We start from the raw sequence: 16,084 nt of genomic DNA on the forward strand, positions 1-16,084 counted from the left end.
TTATGCCGATTCTACAGACTGAAAATTTAAAAAAACACTATGGAAAGGTTGGCGCAAGCGTTAAGGCTTTGGACGGTATATCACTGTCAGTGGATAAAGGGGAGTTTGTCGCCATTGTCGGCACTAGCGGCAGCGGCAAAAGCACCCTTCTTCATATGCTTGGTGGATTAGATCGGGCAACAGAGGGCAAGGTTTACGTGGACGGGAATGATATTTTTGCGATGAGTGATGAGAAGCTGACCATTTTTCGGCGCAGATCGGTGGGGTTTGTTTTTCAGAATTACAATTTGGTACCCATACTAAATGTGCGGGAGAATATTGTGCTGCCCATTGAACTGGACGGTGGCAAAATTGACGAAACTTATCTTGATCTAATCATCCGCACTTTAGGCTTGCAGGAAAAGATGAATACTCTACCTTCTAATCTGTCTGGCGGACAGCAGCAACGGGTGGCAATAGCCAGAGCATTGGCGACCAAACCTTCAATCATCTTAGCAGATGAACCTACAGGTAATCTGGACAGCAAAACAAGCCAAGAAGTGCTGATTTTACTTAAACAGATGAGTGAAAAATTCAACCAAACCATTGTGATGATCACACACAATGAACAAATTGCTCAAACTGCTGACCGTATTATCCGTATTGAAGATGGCGTCATTTTCACTGGCTCACTCCGTAGCTCCGGAGTGAGCCAGCCATGATCAGCACGAATAACCATAAGACCATTGCTACTTTAGCCAAAAAAAGCCTCAAAGCCAACCGTGCTCGCAATTTCACTATCATCTGTGCCATCGTACTGACTACGCTTTTGATCACCAGCGTGTTTACCTTGGCGCTCAGTATTAACAAATCGATGCAACGCGCACAAATGCAGACTACCGGCAGCGATTATCATGGAAGCTTCAAATATCTGAATCCTGCCGAGTTGGAGAAGCTGAAGAATCAACCATCCATCAAAGAGTATGGCGTCTTCCTTAAGGTTGGCGATATAAGCACCAGTCTGTTCAAGAATCACCGGGTAGAGGTCCTTCGAATTGACGAGAATTATGCCAAACACGGTTTTATCAACTTTATAGCCGGCGGACTGCCCTCCCAAGAGAATGAAATCGTCCTAAATACTTGGGCGCTTGACTTGCTAGGAGCAAAACATGAGTTAGGCCAGACTGTGAAGCTGGATATAGACATTGGTGAAAAAGTCATAAGCCAAGACTTTAAGCTCTCCGGATATTACGAAACCGATCAAAATTTGGCGATGTCAGGATTGGCTTTTGTATCCGAAGCATTTACACAGAAGAACATTTCCCATATTGACCCGGACATCTCTGAGGCAACGGGTTCTTATGTGAACACCGCAGGTCTAGGGGTGATGTTTAATAATTCTTATAATATTGAACAGAAGGTACAAAAGATTTTGACGGACACCGGCCTGGATGTACCTTATGGTGTCAATCCGGCTTATACAAGTGTTTCTCTCTCCGATAATCTACTGAATATCATTCCTTATGCAGTTGTCATTCTTATCACCATGCTGAGCGGCTATTTACTAATCTACAATATCTTTTTTATTTCCGTCGTGCGGGATGTCAAATTTTACGGGCTGCTAAAGACCATCGGTACCACACCCCGACAACTGAAAAAGATCATCTCCATTCAGGCCCGGTCACTTTATCTCGTCGCATTGCCTTTTGGATTGGGGTTCGGGTATCTGCTAGGTCTGCTGATTCTCCCTATGGCCTCCTCATTTTTAAACGGTTCTACTGATAATGTCTATTCTGCTAGCCCGTGGATATTTATTGGTGCAGCAGCATTCTCGTTTATGACAGTATGGATCGCCGCAAGCAAACCGGGCCGAATGGCTTCGCGAACCTCGCCGGTAGAGGCTGTAAAATTTGCCGGAGTCAGCAGCGGTGGAAAACGGAATGCCAAAAAATCAAAACATGGCGCAAAACTTCACAACATGGCGTTCTCCAACCTGTTCAGAAGCAAAAAGAAGCTGATCCTGATGCTCTCTTCACTCTCCTTGAGTATCATCTTGTTCAGTACCATTTTTACAGTAATTTCCTCACTGGATGTGAATAAATATCTGCGTGCCTTTATCTCCGGTGATTTTGTGGTTCAGAATGAAGTGCTAGTCAGTATTACAGGACCTCGAGACGGTGATCCATATAAGCTTTCAGAGGAATTCGCCAACAATCTAAGTAAAATTGACGGTGTAGAAACTGTTGATAAGGTTTACCACAGATATGTTCCATCTCCTGTCGATGATGCTGTCCGGGCTATTTTGGAGCCAATGGCAGCTGCTGACCCACATCCTTATCTTCTCTCCACTTTAGATAAGGGGGGGATGGTCTACAATCATTTATATGGATTAGATCCGGGCTGGTATGATCTTGTGGACAAGGATATTATTGAAGGGGAGTTTAACAGGCAGAAGTTTGCTTCAGGAAAATATGCGGTCATATCTGAGGCCATGTTTATAGAAGAAGATAGCTACCGCACCTATTATCATCCTGGAGATACAGTCACTTTCGAGAAGTCGGATAAATCTTATGAAGTGATGGCAGTAGTAAAACATGATGCAGTATATGCTGCCACAACAAAATCTTACTCTATGTTAGGTTACAACATCTTCCTCCCTGCTTCGGAGCTGCAGAAGGAAATGCCGAAGGGTACAGATCCAGCCAATATCGTTTCAGCCACACTACATGTCGATCCGACTAAGCTGGACCAGGTAGAACAAGTGGTCAAAGCTTTAACAGATTCAACTGATGAATTAACTTTAAAATCAAGGGAGGATTACAAGGATGAGCTCGGTGGATTCATTCGCATTTTTCAAACCGTCGGGTATGGGCTTAGCCTGGTCATTGCTCTAATCGGGGTGCTGAATTATATCAACACTGTACTCACCGGGGTAGTCTCCCGCCGGAATGAACTTGCCATGCTGGAGAGTATTGGCATGACCAAAAAGCAGCTAAAACGTATGCTGATCCTTGAAGGATTCTACACCGTTTTGCTAACCGTCCTCATAACCTCAACATTAGGTGTATTGCTGACCTATAACCTTTCCAAAAACATCACGGATAATATGGCCTTTATGGTATTTCAGATGAGTTGGCTGCCGTTTATCCTCACCGTTCCTATTTTGTTAATTCTCGCTTACACAGTGACACTGAGAGCCTATAAAACGTTATCCCAAGCATCCATTGTGGAACGGCTGAGAGAAGCCGAGTAATGTAAGACACACCTAAATACTCCTATTACAAAAAGGGCAGCCCGGTAAATATCGCCGGGCTGCCCTTTTTTATAGATCCATATTCAGCTTATTTAAACGCAGGCAACGCAATATCCGCGTAATTATCCTCAAGGAACTTTTTCACTTCAGGACCGCTGATCCGTTTAGCCAGCTTTTGAATGGCGTCAGAGTCCTTGTTATCTTCACGTGCCACCAAAGTAATTGTGAATTCGGAATCTTCGCCTTCCGTAATCAGTGCATCTTTCTTCGGTGTCAATCCTAGTGGGCTCGCATAAGCCGGAGTCATGGCTACCAGATCGCCATCATCAAGCATACGGGCCAGCATTAAGAGATCGACTTCTTCAAACTTGAATTTTTTTGGATTTTCAGTAATGTCTGCTTGTGTGGCTTGAATGCCTACGCCTTCTTTTAGCTTAATAAGATCAGCTGCAGCGAACATTTGCAATGAACGGCCGATGTTAGATGGATCATTAGCCATTACAAGCGTAGCCCCTTCAGGAAGATCAGCTATAGTCTTATAACGTTTGGAGTATCCGCCATAAATAGCGTCATAAACAGGCTGTACCTCTACCAGATTAGAGCCTTTGCTTTCATTATATTGCTTCATATAAGGAACGTGTTGGAAAAAGTTAGCGTCTACTTCTTTATTAGCCAACGCCTCATTAGGCTGCACATTATCAGAGAGAACAACGATCTCCAGATCAATGCCATCTTCCTTCAGGAGCGGCTTCACAATATCCAGAATTTCTGTCATAGGTGGGATCAGTGTAGCGATCTTTAATTTGGTTAACTCATCATTACTACCTTTTGCAGTATTGTTCTCGGCTGCTTTATTAGAGCCACAACCCGCTACGACCAATACCATTAATGTAAGCACAAGTATCATTGATTTTTTCATTAGTACTACTAACCCCCAGTTTATATATTGAACTATTTTGTATTACCGCTTATCCAACAGCCTTGCGATAGTCCCCCCGGTGAACTGAACCAATTGGACTAATACAATCATCACTAGAATGGCATAGATCATCACTTCCGTCTCAAAACGCTGATAACCATAACGGATAGCGAAATCACCAACCCCTCCCCCACCAACAACTCCCATCACGGTCGAGAAGGAGATAAAGCTAATTGTAGAAGTAGTAAGTCCAAGGACTAGACCCGAACGAGCTTCCACATACAGAAATTTAAAGATCAAGCCCAGCTTCGAGGCTCCCATCGATAATGCTGCTTCAATGACCCCTTTAGGAACCTCCAGCAACGACTGCTCCACTAACCGAGCATAATAGGCAATAGCGATTATAGATAATGGAACCGCTGCTGCAATCGTACCAATGGCGGTCCCGACCAGGAAACGAGTGACTGGAATTAGCGCAACGACCAGCAGCAGGAACGGAAAAGAGCGGATAATATTAACGATACTGTTGAGCACCAGAGACAATGTTGTATTCTCATAAAGCTGCCCTTTTCGGAAAAAAAACAACAAGGTACCCAGTGGAAGCCCCAGCAGCACTGCCGCTCCAACAGAAATACCAACCATCACAAAGGTTTCACCAATCGAATCCCACATCTGTGCCTGATATTGAAGTACACTATCAAACATGATCTTCCCCCGCTTTACCAAGAATCTGATCGCGGTATGTCCCGGTACTGGCTGCCGCTGGACGGAATTCACCGTCTTTACGAGAGAACGAATCTACAATGCGCCCTTTTTCCATCACCGATACATGAGTACATATGCTTTTGACAACATCCATCTCATGCGTAACAATGACAACCGTTACTCCAAGACTTGAATTCACATGCTTCAGCACGTTCAAGATATCTGTAGTGGTTCCAGGGTCCAGGGAGGACGTTGGCTCGTCACACAGTAATATTCCCGGACTGTTCGCTAGCGCGCGGGCAATCGCAACACGCTGACGTTGTCCTCCGCTGAGCTGTGCCGGATATTGTTTTGCCTTATCTGCCAGTCCAACAAAATCCAGACACTCCTTCACACGCTTCATTCGTTCATGCTTTGGGACATCTGCCAGCTCCAGCGGGATCGAAACATTCCGCTCTACAGTGACGTTATAAACAAGATTAAATTGTTGAAAGATCATTCCAATCTTTTGCCTTGCTTTACGCAGTGCTTTACTAGGCATTTCGGTCAGGTTGTGGCCATCTACGGTAACCGTTCCCTCATCCGGCTGTTCCAGAAGATTCATCAGTCGCAGCAGCGTAGATTTCCCCGCACCACTCTCACCAATGATCCCATGAATGGATCCCTGCTTTACCTCCAGCGATACCTCATCTACAGCCTGATAGATGCCTTCCTTCAGCTTGTACCCTTTACTTACCCGACTCAGCGACAGTATTAGAAGCTCCCCCTTCCTTTCCCTTATATAATGAACCTCCATCAAGTGAGACATTGTATTACAATTTTCTAAAATCTGTTTTATTAAAAATCTCCTTAAATAATAAGACATTTCTTCTGCTGTGTCATCATTTTTCTTTAAATGATATACCAGGAAGGTTGATGAAAACCTAAAACCCCTTTATACCGGGCTCTTTTTACACATTTATTAATAAAATAAAAAGGGTTAGCAAAGATAATCCTTCCCTCTTGAAATCATGATTCTCCTATTGCCCCACCACTAAACGCTCCACTGTTAATATAGCCATATTTGGTTTTTTTAAGTGTATGAAATGCAGTTAAAGCTACATTTGGTTCGTTGGAGTGTGATTAAAGACCTGCTGTTACACAAAAAAAGATGTCTAAGCCAATAGCTTAAGACATCCCATAATTCATATAGTAATCCCTGAATCCCTGATCTATCGAGTCCCATACTCGCTAAATCTTTTATGCCTTTTCGCCAAGCTCTCTGCGAATCTTCAAGAACACTTGGTAGCTGCGTTCCGCACATTCCGAAATCGCTATCGGATGAAATCCGGGCAGATCGGCATATAACTTATCGTGAAGCGGTTCGATCCATGAAGCCGGCAACTTACTTGCTCCAAGCTTCGCTCCCATAATTGAGCCCACAGTAGCCCCGTTACAGTCTGTATCCATTCCACCATATACGGAAGTGACAACTGTTTTTTCAAAGTCATTCCCGCCATAAACAAGCGACGCAGCTACAAGAGCAGCATTATTATTTGTATGGACTGCATCATAGTGGCTAAAAGTATCCCAAATGTTACGAACCAACTCCCGCTCACTTTTGGCCTTCTGCGCAATATCTATCCCCCGCAAAACATCACTGGCCAAACGACTGGTACGCGGAATCTCACTAAGGCCTATCTCTAGGATCCGTTCATTATCCTTCTCTGCAAAAGCTGCCGATATCATCGCCGCATTCAACATCTCACCGTAGATACCATTTTTCACATGTGAAAATGAAGCGTCGCGCCAGCCTAGTTCTGCCGCAAGCTCAGGATAACCTGCTGCGCCATAAGCCAGTCCATCTGCGCGTATAGCGGCACCAATCCACTCGCGGTAAGGGTTTAAGTGCATCCGCACTCTTTCCTGCCGCACCAGCCAATCCGCAGGCTTCTCGCCATGCAGATGAGAGGTCTCCTGCGCAAAATTCATATATGACTGTGTCTCCGCCGTGCACACCTGACTATATGTTAAATGTGTATGCCACAGCTTTCCGATATCCCAAGAATCCCAGTTCAGACCCTTCTGCTCCAGCAGCATAAGACCCAGGACAGTGTAGCGAATATCGTCATCGCTTTCCATATACTTGATCGTCTCGCGGGTACTCGCATATGTCCATTCACTTAAGCCAAGACCATATTCAGCCTCTGCCCGTGAATGCCCAGGCGTATAGCCAGTAATTGGCCAGGCGTCCGCACCCTGAAACCATAGCTCAATATTCTCCCAGCCCGAACGGCCATCTTTCCCATAGAGATAGTCCCAATACTCCAGCGGTTTCCCGAGTGCGCAGCCGACACTTCTACCGAGCCAGGCTCCATAGAACTTATCTCTCCATTCTGCCTCGCTCCAGTCCGCCTCAAGCTTACGTGGACCTTCTGGACGTAGTTGACGAATCTCCTCCAGAGAGGATGGCTCTTGATACGGAAAATCCTCACTAATCGTAAGCTCCATTAGCTCATTGTATACCTGCATCAGCTTGAGCTCATCGGCACCAGCAGCCGCTAGCTTATCCGCGAACCCATCAATCTCGCAACCTTCTTCTCCACGCTGAGCAATTTCAAACTGCACGGTCTCTTGAAGTCTCTCCCATCCTGCCATAGGCTACTTCCCTTCAGCCGCTAGCAGCAGCTCTTGATCAAGCTTTTCCAGTGAATCAAAGATCAGCTTCATAAATGCTTCCCGGTCAACGCCCACCAATACTTGTACATTCGCTGGACGATCCGTCTTTTTCCGTCTGTCTGCAACTGTCATTCCCCGCGTCAGCTTGCCTTCGGTCTCCACCGTTACATATAGATGCTCAGATTCAAATAGTTCCGGATGCAGCAGCCAGGCAACAGCACATGGATCATGCAGCGCACTGCCGACATAGCCCATTTTTTTACCGTAAATCGAATAGAAATCCAGCAATTCTCCGACCATTGTAGACACTGGTCCCCGCTCTTTCAATGCTAGGATCTCATCTTCAAAAATAGCAGCCTTATCGGTCACATCCAGACCACTCATTGTGATCGGAATCCCCGACTCAAACACAATACGGGCTGCTTCAGGATCTACATAGATATTAAACTCCGCAGTAGAGGTGACATTCCCATAAGAGATACCTCCCCCCATCAGTGAGATTTTTTCAATTCTGTCTTTAATCTCTGGATAAGCCGTGATTAGCAGTGCGATATTTGTTAAAGGAGCCATCGGCACGAGCGTAATCTTCTCCTCTGAAGAACGGATGATATTCAGCATAAACTCCACAGCACCCTGCTCTACAGGGCGGAATTTACTTGGAGGCAAAAGCGGCCCATCCATGCCCGATTCTCCATGCGCTTCCTCACCTGTAACAAGCTTGCCGAACAGTGGGCCAGCAGCCCCTTTAGCTACAGGAATGTCAGCATTCACGAAGCTGATCACCTTCAGGGCGTTTTCCGTGATTTTATCTAAAATTTGGTTTCCACCAACCGTTGTAATCCCGCGCAGATCTAACTTCTCCGAATTTGCTATGGCAAGCAGTATCGCTATTGCGTCATCATGCCCTGGATCGCAGTCAATAATAATAGGTGTTGGCATAGTTACTCACTCCTTGTCTGTGTATCAATCATTTCAATCGCTATTTAACTAGCGGACTTTTAAGTTTTTTATTCTTTTTTCGTGTCTCAGATACTGCGTAGATCACAAGTCCAATTACTGTGGCTACATAAGGAAGAGTGGCGATTAGCTCCGCAGGAATCTTTAACACCTGTAGCGCATTCGACAATGCATCTGCAGTACCAAATAATAAAGAGGTCAGCGCCGTGCCTACGGTCGTACTTCTTCCCATCGACTCAGCGGCAATGGCAATCCAGCCCCGGCCAGCGATCATATCGCGGGTAAACAGTGACAAATACCCCATCGACATATAAGCACCGCCTAAACCGGCAAAAAATCCGCTAAGCAGCAAAGCCATATACTGTATTTTCACAACACTTACACCCACGGATTGAGCCGCATGTGGATTTTCACCCACTGAACGAATGCGCAGTCCAAGCGGTGTACGGTTTAATAGATAGTAGACAACAAACACAGCCAATATAGAAACATACGTCAGAATGTGATGCCCCGATAAAATAGGTCCAAGCACCGGGATATCCTTCAACAAAGGAATCTGGACACTAGGCAGAACTTTACTCGCCAGAGAAGTGGAAGAACCCTTGTCGCCACTAAGCAGATAGAGGATAAACACAGTGCCTCCCGAAGCGAACATATTAATGGCCACACCCCCGAGAATGATATGTGTTTTGAATTTCAGGGTGAAAAAAGCTAATATTCCAGCGATCAATGTTCCAGACAGCACCGCCCCAAGCAGACCTACCCATGCGCTATGTGTATAGCTGCTTATGATGACACCCGCTAAAGCGGCAACAAGCATGATGCCCTCCATCCCAATGTTAATGATCCCTGCACGGTTGGAGATGAGTGCGCCGAGCGCGGCGAACAGAATCGGAGTCGTCACGCGAAGGACAGAGAACGCAAAGTCAGTTGTAAAAATCACATCAAACAAACTATTCACGCTTCCTTCGCCTCCTTCAAGAGCATCCGATTTTTCCAGAATTTCAGAAATTGCTCAGCCGAAATCAGAAGAATGATAATTGCCTGTATGATTGAGATCATCTCTGAAGGTACATCAGACAGACGCGCCATCATGTCAGCCCCAATTCGAATGTACGCTAGGAACAATGCAGAGCCGATTACGGACAGCGGATTATTTTTGGCTAACATCGCTACAAGGGCACCATCCAAACCATAACCAGGCAGTGACGTCCATTGGAAACGGTTATACATCCCCAGCACTTCTACGGAACCCCCCATACCTGCGATAAAACCTGCAATCAAGTGGACGAGAATAATAACCTTGGCTGTCTTCATACCGGAATAACGGGCAAAGTCCCGGTTGATGCCTGTCATGCGCAGCTCATATCCCCATTTCGTTTTGTATAGGAATAGATGAGCTGCAATAATAAGCACGATAACGATAATAAGACCGGTATGAATACGGGTGCCCGAGACCATTTTACTCAGCAGTGCCGTTTTCTCGAATTTGTAGGATACATTGGCAAAAGCTTTAGCATCACGCAGATGATAGTTCAGTAGGTATAGCCCTACTCCGAACAAAATATTATTGAACATTAAGGATGTAACCAACTCATTAGCATTCCATTTTGCCTTCAGAATACCAGGTATTGCCGAGAGCAACGCTCCTACAATTGAACCTGCAGCAATAGCTACCATCGGATGCAGCCAGCCGTCCAGCGTTAAATGAATAGCCAATACGGAAGTTACAACACCGGAGAAATAGAAAATCCCTTCACCTCCCAGGTTGAACATATTGGCTCGAAACAACAAGGATACTGCCAACCCAGTGAACATGAGCGGAATCGCCATCTCAATCACATTACCAATATGACCTTTACTGGATAACGGCTCTAATAGGAATATACCAATCGTCTTCACAGGCTGATTACTGACCAAAGAGATGATCAGAAAGGCAATAGCGAGTGCAATAACGATTACCGCCGATGTCCGAATGTACTCAAAATATTTAACTTTAAACATGATTTACGGCCCTCCCGATGTGCTCCTCGTCCTGTCGATGAATCCCCAGCATATAAAGACCTAATTCTTCCTCACTAACCTTAGATGGCTCCTCGAAAAAGGCAACAATCTTACCCTCGTACATTACTAACAGACTATCGCTGATCTCCAAGATCTCATTCAAATCTGCCGACACTAGCAAAATCGCGCAATCGTCTGAACGTAATTCCAACAACTTTTGATGTATGAACTGGGCTGCGCCTATATCCACACCCCGTGTCGGCTGTTCTGCAATAAGCAGCTGCGGTTCAGTCGAACACTCTCTAGCTACGACTACCTTCTGCATGTTACCACCTGACAACATTCCTATGGGCTGAGAAGGTCCTGAACAGCGGACTTTAAATTCCTCTACAAGGGATACTGCTAGCTTGGCAATTCGTGAGCCATTCAAAAAAAGACCTTTATTCATTGCTTTTGTACGATACTGAGTAGATAGCAGATTATCAGCTATGCTTGCCTCACTAGCGATCCCTTGCCGCATCCGATCCTCCGGTATATAGGAAACGCCTAGCTTACGAATATCCAAAATATCCGATTCACGGATATCCTTTCCCTTCACTAGTACAGAACCCTGACTTGAGACACCTCTCAAGCTACCTGTAAGAGCTTCAATGAGCTGTGTCTGCCCGTTGCCTTCTACACCAGCAATCCCAACGATCTGCCCACCACGTACCGCAAAATTGATATCCGACAATAATGCTTTGCCATCTGCATCATTCACACCGAGTCCCTGCACCGTTAGTACTGGCTCACTAACAGCCAGAATCTCTTTGTCATATTTCAGCACGACATCTCTGCCGACCATTAACCGCGAGATTTCCTGTTCTGTCACATCCTGTGTTTGAAAAACACCTTCACTACGGCCGCTGCGCATAATCGTAATTCTGTCGCAAATCGCTTTGACTTCCTTTAATTTGTGCGAAATAAAAACTATCGTATGGCCCTGTTCCCTTAATTGCTTAAGCTCGCGGAACAATTCCTCTGTTTCCTGTGGAGTCAACACCGCAGTTGGCTCATCAAGCACCAGAATTTTCGCACCACGCAGCAGCGCCTTAAGAATCTCAACCTTTTGCTTCATCCCAACTGTAAGATCCTCTACTTTTGCCTTTGGATCCACGGCCAGATTGTATTTCCTTGCGGTCTCTTCCGTCATGCGCACAGCCTCGGCATAATTGATGCCAACTCCTCTGCGCGGCTCCATACCCAGCACCATATTCTCTGCCACCGTAAAAGAAGGTACCAACATGAAATGCTGGTGGACCATGCCGATGCCTCTATCAATGGCGTCCTGAGCGGATTGCAGCTTTACTTTTTCACCCTTGATATAGATCTCGCCTTCACTTGGCTCTTCCATGCCGAACATAATCTTCATTAAAGTCGATTTACCTGCACCGTTCTCACCTGCAATCGCATGTATTTCTCCCTCACGTAAAGAAAAATGCACGTCTTTATTTGCAACGACGCCATTGGGATATACCTTGGTAATTCCCCGCATTTCCAGCAGAGCTGTGTACATAGGTCTCAACGCCTTTCAACTTGGAGGTCTGCAAAAATATACAGCTGGAATTCCCCTGACTAGAAGAATCTCCAACTGTAGGTTTATCTCTATAGAGCTGATCTTAAGGTTTAAAGCTTAAGGCTTAAGGCTTAACTGCGTTACGAATAGCTTCTACCTCTGCGGTTTCCATCCCCATCGCATTATCCACTTTAATTTCTTTATTGATCAGCTTTTGCTTCACTTCTTCAACCTTGGCCTGAAGATCAGCCGGGAATACATTTTTATAAATATCATTCTCAGCAATACCTACACCATCATCTACAAAGCTCAATACATCACGTTTGCCCATTTCTAGCGTACCCTCTTGCAATCTCTTCACTGCACCTAGAATAGCCGTATCAATCTTTTTAATAGATGAAGTAACGATTAGATTTGCTTTTTCACTATCTGTATCGTTAATCAACATTGCCTGATCGGAGTCTACACCGATTGCATATTTTTTCTTCTCTTTAGCTGCGTCAAAGATCCCAAGACCTGTACCCCCAGCCACGTTAAAAATAACATCCACACCGGAGTTATATTGAATTAGAGACAGCTCCTTACCTTTTGCCGGGTTAACAAAATCACCAGCGTACGACACAGCCACTTTTACATCAGGATCAACGTACTGAGCACCTTGAATGTAACCGACCAAGAAAGCATTAATCCCCGGAATATCCATACCGCCCACAAACCCAATCACATTCTCAGGGGTAGCATTCGGCATATCCGATTGTGTAGCTAATGCTGCTACGGCACCTGCCAAGAAAGATACTTCATTTGTCGCATAAGACATGTTGTACATGTTATCTGGTGCTTCATCGATGTCGGTATCATAATTAATGAATTTTTTGTCTGGATACAATTCTGCCGTTGCATTAAACATCTCTGTAATTTCAGAACCGCCAGAAATAATTACATCCCAATCCTCGGAAGCGATATCGTTAAATGTAGGCTCCCATTTCGTTTTATCAACGCCCATTTCAACAACCTTTGTTACTGCACCAAGTTCATCCTTAACCTTTTGCAAGCCGTTATTAGCGGAATCAAAAAATGATTTATCCCCAAGTGTCCCCGGAATCAGCAATACAACCTTGAGTTTATCCCCTGCACCTGTTTCTCCACCCTCAGCAGCGTTTGATCCAGTATTCGCAGAAGAACCGTTATTGGACGTGTTATTCCCACATGCTGTGACCAGAACCATCACCATTAATAACAACAAAGAAAGAACTTTTTTATTCATTACTCTATTCCACCCCTAATTTTAGTTGGTTAGTAATCCGCAGAATCCCATCTTCACCCATTGTATAATTCACGGTTTAAATGGAAATTCTCTTTTTTCCAAATAAAGTATCATTAAAAGTAATAAATTTAACGTTTAGGCTCAAAAATAGCAATAAAAATACCATTATTATTAATAATCCGCTTTATTTCCGAACGAGATGGCCAGTCAGGTTGCGAACTTTCGGATTTATTGATACGATCATAACAAATATTATTAAAAATAATTATATGATTTCGGTCATAGTTTTGTACGATTCGGCTAAAACATAAGTATTGGAGGATCATCATGGATCGTGTTCTATATATTGTAAGTGCCACACATGAGCTAAATACTTATATCCCTCCACACCAGCATGAATGCTACGAACTAGTCTATTATTTACAGGGGGTAGGGACAACCAATGTTGGCCCACGAAGTTACCATTTTCGCTCCTCTTCTTTCGCGCTTGTGCCACCCAATCATAAACATGACGAGCACCACCGTGAGGATGCAAATGTATTATTTGTAGGCTTCCACTCGGAACACCCTAATATGAGTAATCTGCTCGGCGTATATGAAGATGATAAAGATCAGACCGTTCTTCAAATCCTGCTGCGAATGAAAGCAGAGTTTACACGCAAGCAAGACGGATTCTCTGAGCTTCTAAACCTACAAATGAGCGAGATTACCGTCCATCTTATGAGGCTTCTTAGTGCCTCTGGATATCAATCCCCAACAGAAGATCGAGTACAATATGTCCTTAATTATATGAATGAGCATTATCGCCATAAATTGTCCGTCGAAACACTATCAGAAATGTCCGGATATAGTTACGATCGTTTTCGCCATCTATTTAAAGAACGTTTCGGGTCTTCACCCCTGCGGTATTTGCTGTTAAAACGCCTGGATTATGCAAAATCTCTATTACGTCATACTCAGATGCAAATCTCTGAAGTATCCGCTGCTGCAGGTTTTGTGAACGATGCCCAATTCTGCAATATGTTCAAACGAGAAATAGGTCTTACTCCGCGAGCATTCCGCATTAATAATCAATCAGGTTAATCACTAATCAGATTAAAAAAGCCGTTGAATAGAGAGTTTCTCTATTTCAACGGCTTAATGCTGTAAACCCAAGAACATAAAGAAAAAAGGTTTGTAAGAATGCTTTTATAAGCAATCTTACAAACCTTTTTAAGATACCGGCGAGAGGACTCGAACCTCCACGGTTTCCCACTCGATTTTGAGTCGAGCGCGTCTGCCATTCCGCCACGCCGGCACATATGAACTAAATGGAGGCGCCACCCAGATTTGAACTGGGGATAAAGCTTTTGCAGAGCTTTGCCTTACCACTTGGCTATGGCGCCATGAAAACTTGGAGCGGACGACGGGAATCGAACCCGCGACCCTCGCCTTGGCAAGGCGATGCTCTACCGCTGAGCCACGTCCGCATAAAATGGCTGGGGATATAGGATTCGAACCTATGAGTGACGGAGTCAAAGTCCGTTGCCTTACCGCTTGGCTAATCCCCAATAACATTTTAAAGTAAAATGGGGCGACTGATGGGTCTCGAACCCACGAATGCCGGAACCACAATCCGGTGCGTTAACCCCTTCGCCACAGTCGCCATATTAAGTTGATATTGTTGCCATTATTCATTTTAAAGTAAATGGGGCGGCCGATGGGTCTCGAACCCACGAATGCCGGAACCACAATCCGGTGCGTTAACCCCTTCGCCACGGCCGCCATATTAAACTTTAGAAAGAACTTGGCAGGGGCAGCAGGAATTGAACCCACACCAACGGTTTTGGAGACCGTTGTTCTACCTTTAAACTATGCCCCTAAAAACTGGTGGAGGATGATGGATTCGAACCACCGAACACTCACGTGAGCAGATTTACAGTCTGATGCGTTTGGCCACTTCGCTAATCCTCCAAGGATGGTGCCGGCGAGAGGACTTGAACCCCCAACCTACTGATTACAAGTCAGTTGCTCTACCAATTGAGCTACACCGGCATGGCACTCATTCTTTTGTGATGATAAATGGTGGCTCGGGACGGAATCGAACCGCCGACACGAGGATTTTCAGTCCTCTGCTCTACCGACTGAGCTACCGAGCCATGATGAAAATGGCGGAACCGACGGGATTCGAACCCGCGATCTCCTGCGTGACAGGCAGGCATGTTAGGCCAACTACACCACGGTTCCAAAAGATATAATTGCTTAAGTTAATTGGTTGCGGGGGCAGGATTTGAACCTGCGGCCTTCGGGTTATGAGCCCGACGAGCTACCGGGCTGCTCCACCCCGCGTCAGTAAGAAAGTGTTATGGTGGAGGCTGAGGGGATCGAACCCCCGACCCTCTGCTTGTAAGGCAGATGCTCTCCCAGCTGAGCTAAGCCTCCATAAACAACAATTGTTATTGTACCAAAGTCCACTAGGATAAATCAAGTGAAAATTTGGTGACCCGTATGGGATTCGAACCCATGTTACCTCCGTGAAAGGGAGGTGTCTTAACCCCTTGACCAACGGGCCATACTAATTAAAAATTTGTGGCGGAGAGAGAGGGATTCGAACCCTCGAGACGCTTGTGGCGCCTACACGATTTCCAATCGTGCTCCTTCGGCCAAACTCGGACACCTCTCCATATGGCTCCCCGAACAGGACTCGAACCTGTGACAACTCGATTAACAGTCGAGTGCTCTACCAACTGAGCTATCAGGGAATATTCATACCAGGCTTGATGCCTGAAAACTGAATCCGAAACGAATTTG

12 protein-coding genes and 16 tRNA genes are annotated in these 16,084 nt (G+C 45.2%); 3 read left to right on the forward strand and 25 right to left on the reverse strand.

Annotated features, from left to right (window positions below; genetic code table 11):
* Nucleotides 1-2: 2 nt before the first annotated feature.
* A complete protein-coding gene (locus MHB37_RS27345) occupies nucleotides 3-701 on the forward strand; it encodes an ABC transporter ATP-binding protein (RefSeq protein ID WP_248549724.1) in 699 nt (232 codons plus the stop codon).
* On the forward strand, nucleotides 698-3,232 hold the full coding sequence (locus tag MHB37_RS27350) for an ABC transporter permease (RefSeq protein ID WP_248549725.1): 2,535 nt from the start codon (nucleotides 698-700) through the stop codon (nucleotides 3,230-3,232). Before MHB37_RS27345 ends, MHB37_RS27350 begins: the two co-directional genes overlap by 4 nt.
* 88 nt (nucleotides 3,233-3,320) lie before the next feature.
* On the opposite strand, the gene MHB37_RS27355 is transcribed toward MHB37_RS27350, so the two are convergent.
* The 9 genes from MHB37_RS27355 to MHB37_RS27395 all read right to left on the reverse strand — a co-directional run bounded on the left by MHB37_RS27355 (nucleotide 3,321) and on the right by MHB37_RS27395 (nucleotide 13,294).
* Nucleotides 3,321-4,151, reverse strand: coding sequence for a MetQ/NlpA family ABC transporter substrate-binding protein (locus tag MHB37_RS27355; protein WP_076308850.1), 831 nt, complete (start codon nucleotides 4,149-4,151; stop codon nucleotides 3,321-3,323).
* A gap of 42 nt (nucleotides 4,152-4,193) precedes the next feature.
* The gene (locus MHB37_RS27360) at nucleotides 4,194-4,856 is read right to left on the reverse strand and encodes a methionine ABC transporter permease (RefSeq protein WP_036685560.1); all 663 of its coding nucleotides are present in this window, start codon (nucleotides 4,854-4,856) and stop codon (nucleotides 4,194-4,196) included.
* The gene (locus MHB37_RS27365) at nucleotides 4,849-5,610 is read right to left on the reverse strand and encodes a methionine ABC transporter ATP-binding protein (RefSeq protein WP_405169626.1); all 762 of its coding nucleotides are present in this window, start codon (nucleotides 5,608-5,610) and stop codon (nucleotides 4,849-4,851) included. The genes MHB37_RS27360 and MHB37_RS27365 overlap by 8 nt, the downstream gene beginning before the upstream one ends.
* A gap of 485 nt (nucleotides 5,611-6,095) precedes the next feature.
* Nucleotides 6,096-7,493, reverse strand: coding sequence for an ADP-ribosylglycohydrolase family protein (locus tag MHB37_RS27370; RefSeq protein WP_339244969.1), 1,398 nt, complete (start codon nucleotides 7,491-7,493; stop codon nucleotides 6,096-6,098).
* 3 nt (nucleotides 7,494-7,496) lie between these two features.
* Nucleotides 7,497-8,453 carry a nucleoside hydrolase gene (locus MHB37_RS27375; protein ID WP_076184827.1) on the reverse strand — a complete coding sequence of 319 codons (957 nt, stop codon included), beginning with the start codon at nucleotides 8,451-8,453 and terminating at the stop codon, nucleotides 7,497-7,499.
* A gap of 40 nt (nucleotides 8,454-8,493) precedes the next feature.
* Nucleotides 8,494-9,432, reverse strand: coding sequence for an ABC transporter permease (locus tag MHB37_RS27380; RefSeq protein ID WP_036685567.1), 939 nt, complete (start codon nucleotides 9,430-9,432; stop codon nucleotides 8,494-8,496).
* Entirely contained in the window at nucleotides 9,429-10,475 is a 1,047-nt protein-coding gene (locus MHB37_RS27385; protein WP_405168719.1) for an ABC transporter permease, read from the reverse strand. The genes MHB37_RS27380 and MHB37_RS27385 overlap by 4 nt, the downstream gene beginning before the upstream one ends.
* Nucleotides 10,468-12,030, reverse strand: coding sequence for an ABC transporter ATP-binding protein (locus MHB37_RS27390; RefSeq protein WP_076130297.1), 1,563 nt, complete (start codon nucleotides 12,028-12,030; stop codon nucleotides 10,468-10,470). Before MHB37_RS27390 ends, MHB37_RS27385 begins: the two co-directional genes overlap by 8 nt.
* 124 nt (nucleotides 12,031-12,154) lie before the next feature.
* Nucleotides 12,155-13,294 carry a BMP family ABC transporter substrate-binding protein gene (locus tag MHB37_RS27395; RefSeq protein ID WP_076184828.1) on the reverse strand — a complete coding sequence of 380 codons (1,140 nt, stop codon included), beginning with the start codon at nucleotides 13,292-13,294 and terminating at the stop codon, nucleotides 12,155-12,157.
* Nucleotides 13,295-13,621: 327 nt separating this feature from the next.
* Between MHB37_RS27395 and MHB37_RS27400 the strand changes: the two genes are divergently transcribed.
* Nucleotides 13,622-14,377 carry an AraC family transcriptional regulator gene (locus MHB37_RS27400; protein ID WP_076130295.1) on the forward strand — a complete coding sequence of 252 codons (756 nt, stop codon included), beginning with the start codon at nucleotides 13,622-13,624 and terminating at the stop codon, nucleotides 14,375-14,377.
* Nucleotides 14,378-14,512: 135 nt separating this feature from the next.
* On the opposite strand, the gene MHB37_RS27405 is transcribed toward MHB37_RS27400, so the two are convergent.
* The 16 genes from MHB37_RS27405 to MHB37_RS27480 all read right to left on the reverse strand — a co-directional run bounded on the left by MHB37_RS27405 (nucleotide 14,513) and on the right by MHB37_RS27480 (nucleotide 16,035).
* Nucleotides 14,513-14,591: transfer RNA gene (locus tag MHB37_RS27405), tRNA-Leu, on the reverse strand.
* A 14-nt stretch (nucleotides 14,592-14,605) separates the two neighbouring features.
* A tRNA-Cys gene (locus MHB37_RS27410) sits at nucleotides 14,606-14,679 on the reverse strand.
* A gap of 9 nt (nucleotides 14,680-14,688) precedes the next feature.
* Nucleotides 14,689-14,763, reverse strand: a tRNA-Gly gene (locus MHB37_RS27415).
* Nucleotides 14,764-14,769: 6 nt separating this feature from the next.
* Nucleotides 14,770-14,844, reverse strand: a tRNA-Gln gene (locus tag MHB37_RS27420).
* Nucleotides 14,845-14,863: 19 nt separating this feature from the next.
* Nucleotides 14,864-14,939, reverse strand: a tRNA-His gene (locus MHB37_RS27425).
* A gap of 43 nt (nucleotides 14,940-14,982) precedes the next feature.
* Nucleotides 14,983-15,058, reverse strand: a tRNA-His gene (locus MHB37_RS27430).
* Between the two features lie 23 nt (nucleotides 15,059-15,081).
* A tRNA-Trp gene (locus MHB37_RS27435) sits at nucleotides 15,082-15,155 on the reverse strand.
* Nucleotides 15,156-15,161: 6 nt separating this feature from the next.
* Nucleotides 15,162-15,247: transfer RNA gene (locus tag MHB37_RS27440), tRNA-Tyr, on the reverse strand.
* A gap of 5 nt (nucleotides 15,248-15,252) precedes the next feature.
* A tRNA-Thr gene (locus tag MHB37_RS27445) sits at nucleotides 15,253-15,328 on the reverse strand.
* A 28-nt stretch (nucleotides 15,329-15,356) separates the two neighbouring features.
* Nucleotides 15,357-15,432 (reverse strand) — tRNA-Phe (locus MHB37_RS27450).
* 10 nt (nucleotides 15,433-15,442) lie between these two features.
* A tRNA-Asp gene (locus tag MHB37_RS27455) sits at nucleotides 15,443-15,520 on the reverse strand.
* A 25-nt stretch (nucleotides 15,521-15,545) separates the two neighbouring features.
* Nucleotides 15,546-15,622 (reverse strand) — tRNA-Met (locus MHB37_RS27460).
* 17 nt (nucleotides 15,623-15,639) lie between these two features.
* Nucleotides 15,640-15,715: transfer RNA gene (locus MHB37_RS27465), tRNA-Val, on the reverse strand.
* Between the two features lie 55 nt (nucleotides 15,716-15,770).
* Nucleotides 15,771-15,845 (reverse strand) — tRNA-Glu (locus MHB37_RS27470).
* 18 nt (nucleotides 15,846-15,863) lie between these two features.
* Nucleotides 15,864-15,956: transfer RNA gene (locus tag MHB37_RS27475), tRNA-Ser, on the reverse strand.
* 3 nt (nucleotides 15,957-15,959) lie between these two features.
* Nucleotides 15,960-16,035, reverse strand: a tRNA-Asn gene (locus tag MHB37_RS27480).
* Nucleotides 16,036-16,084 lie beyond the last annotated feature (49 nt).

The organism is Paenibacillus sp. FSL H3-0286 (assembly GCF_045040705.1).
GTDB classification, from domain to species: domain Bacteria; phylum Bacillota; class Bacilli; order Paenibacillales; family Paenibacillaceae; genus Paenibacillus_AQ; species Paenibacillus_AQ odorifer.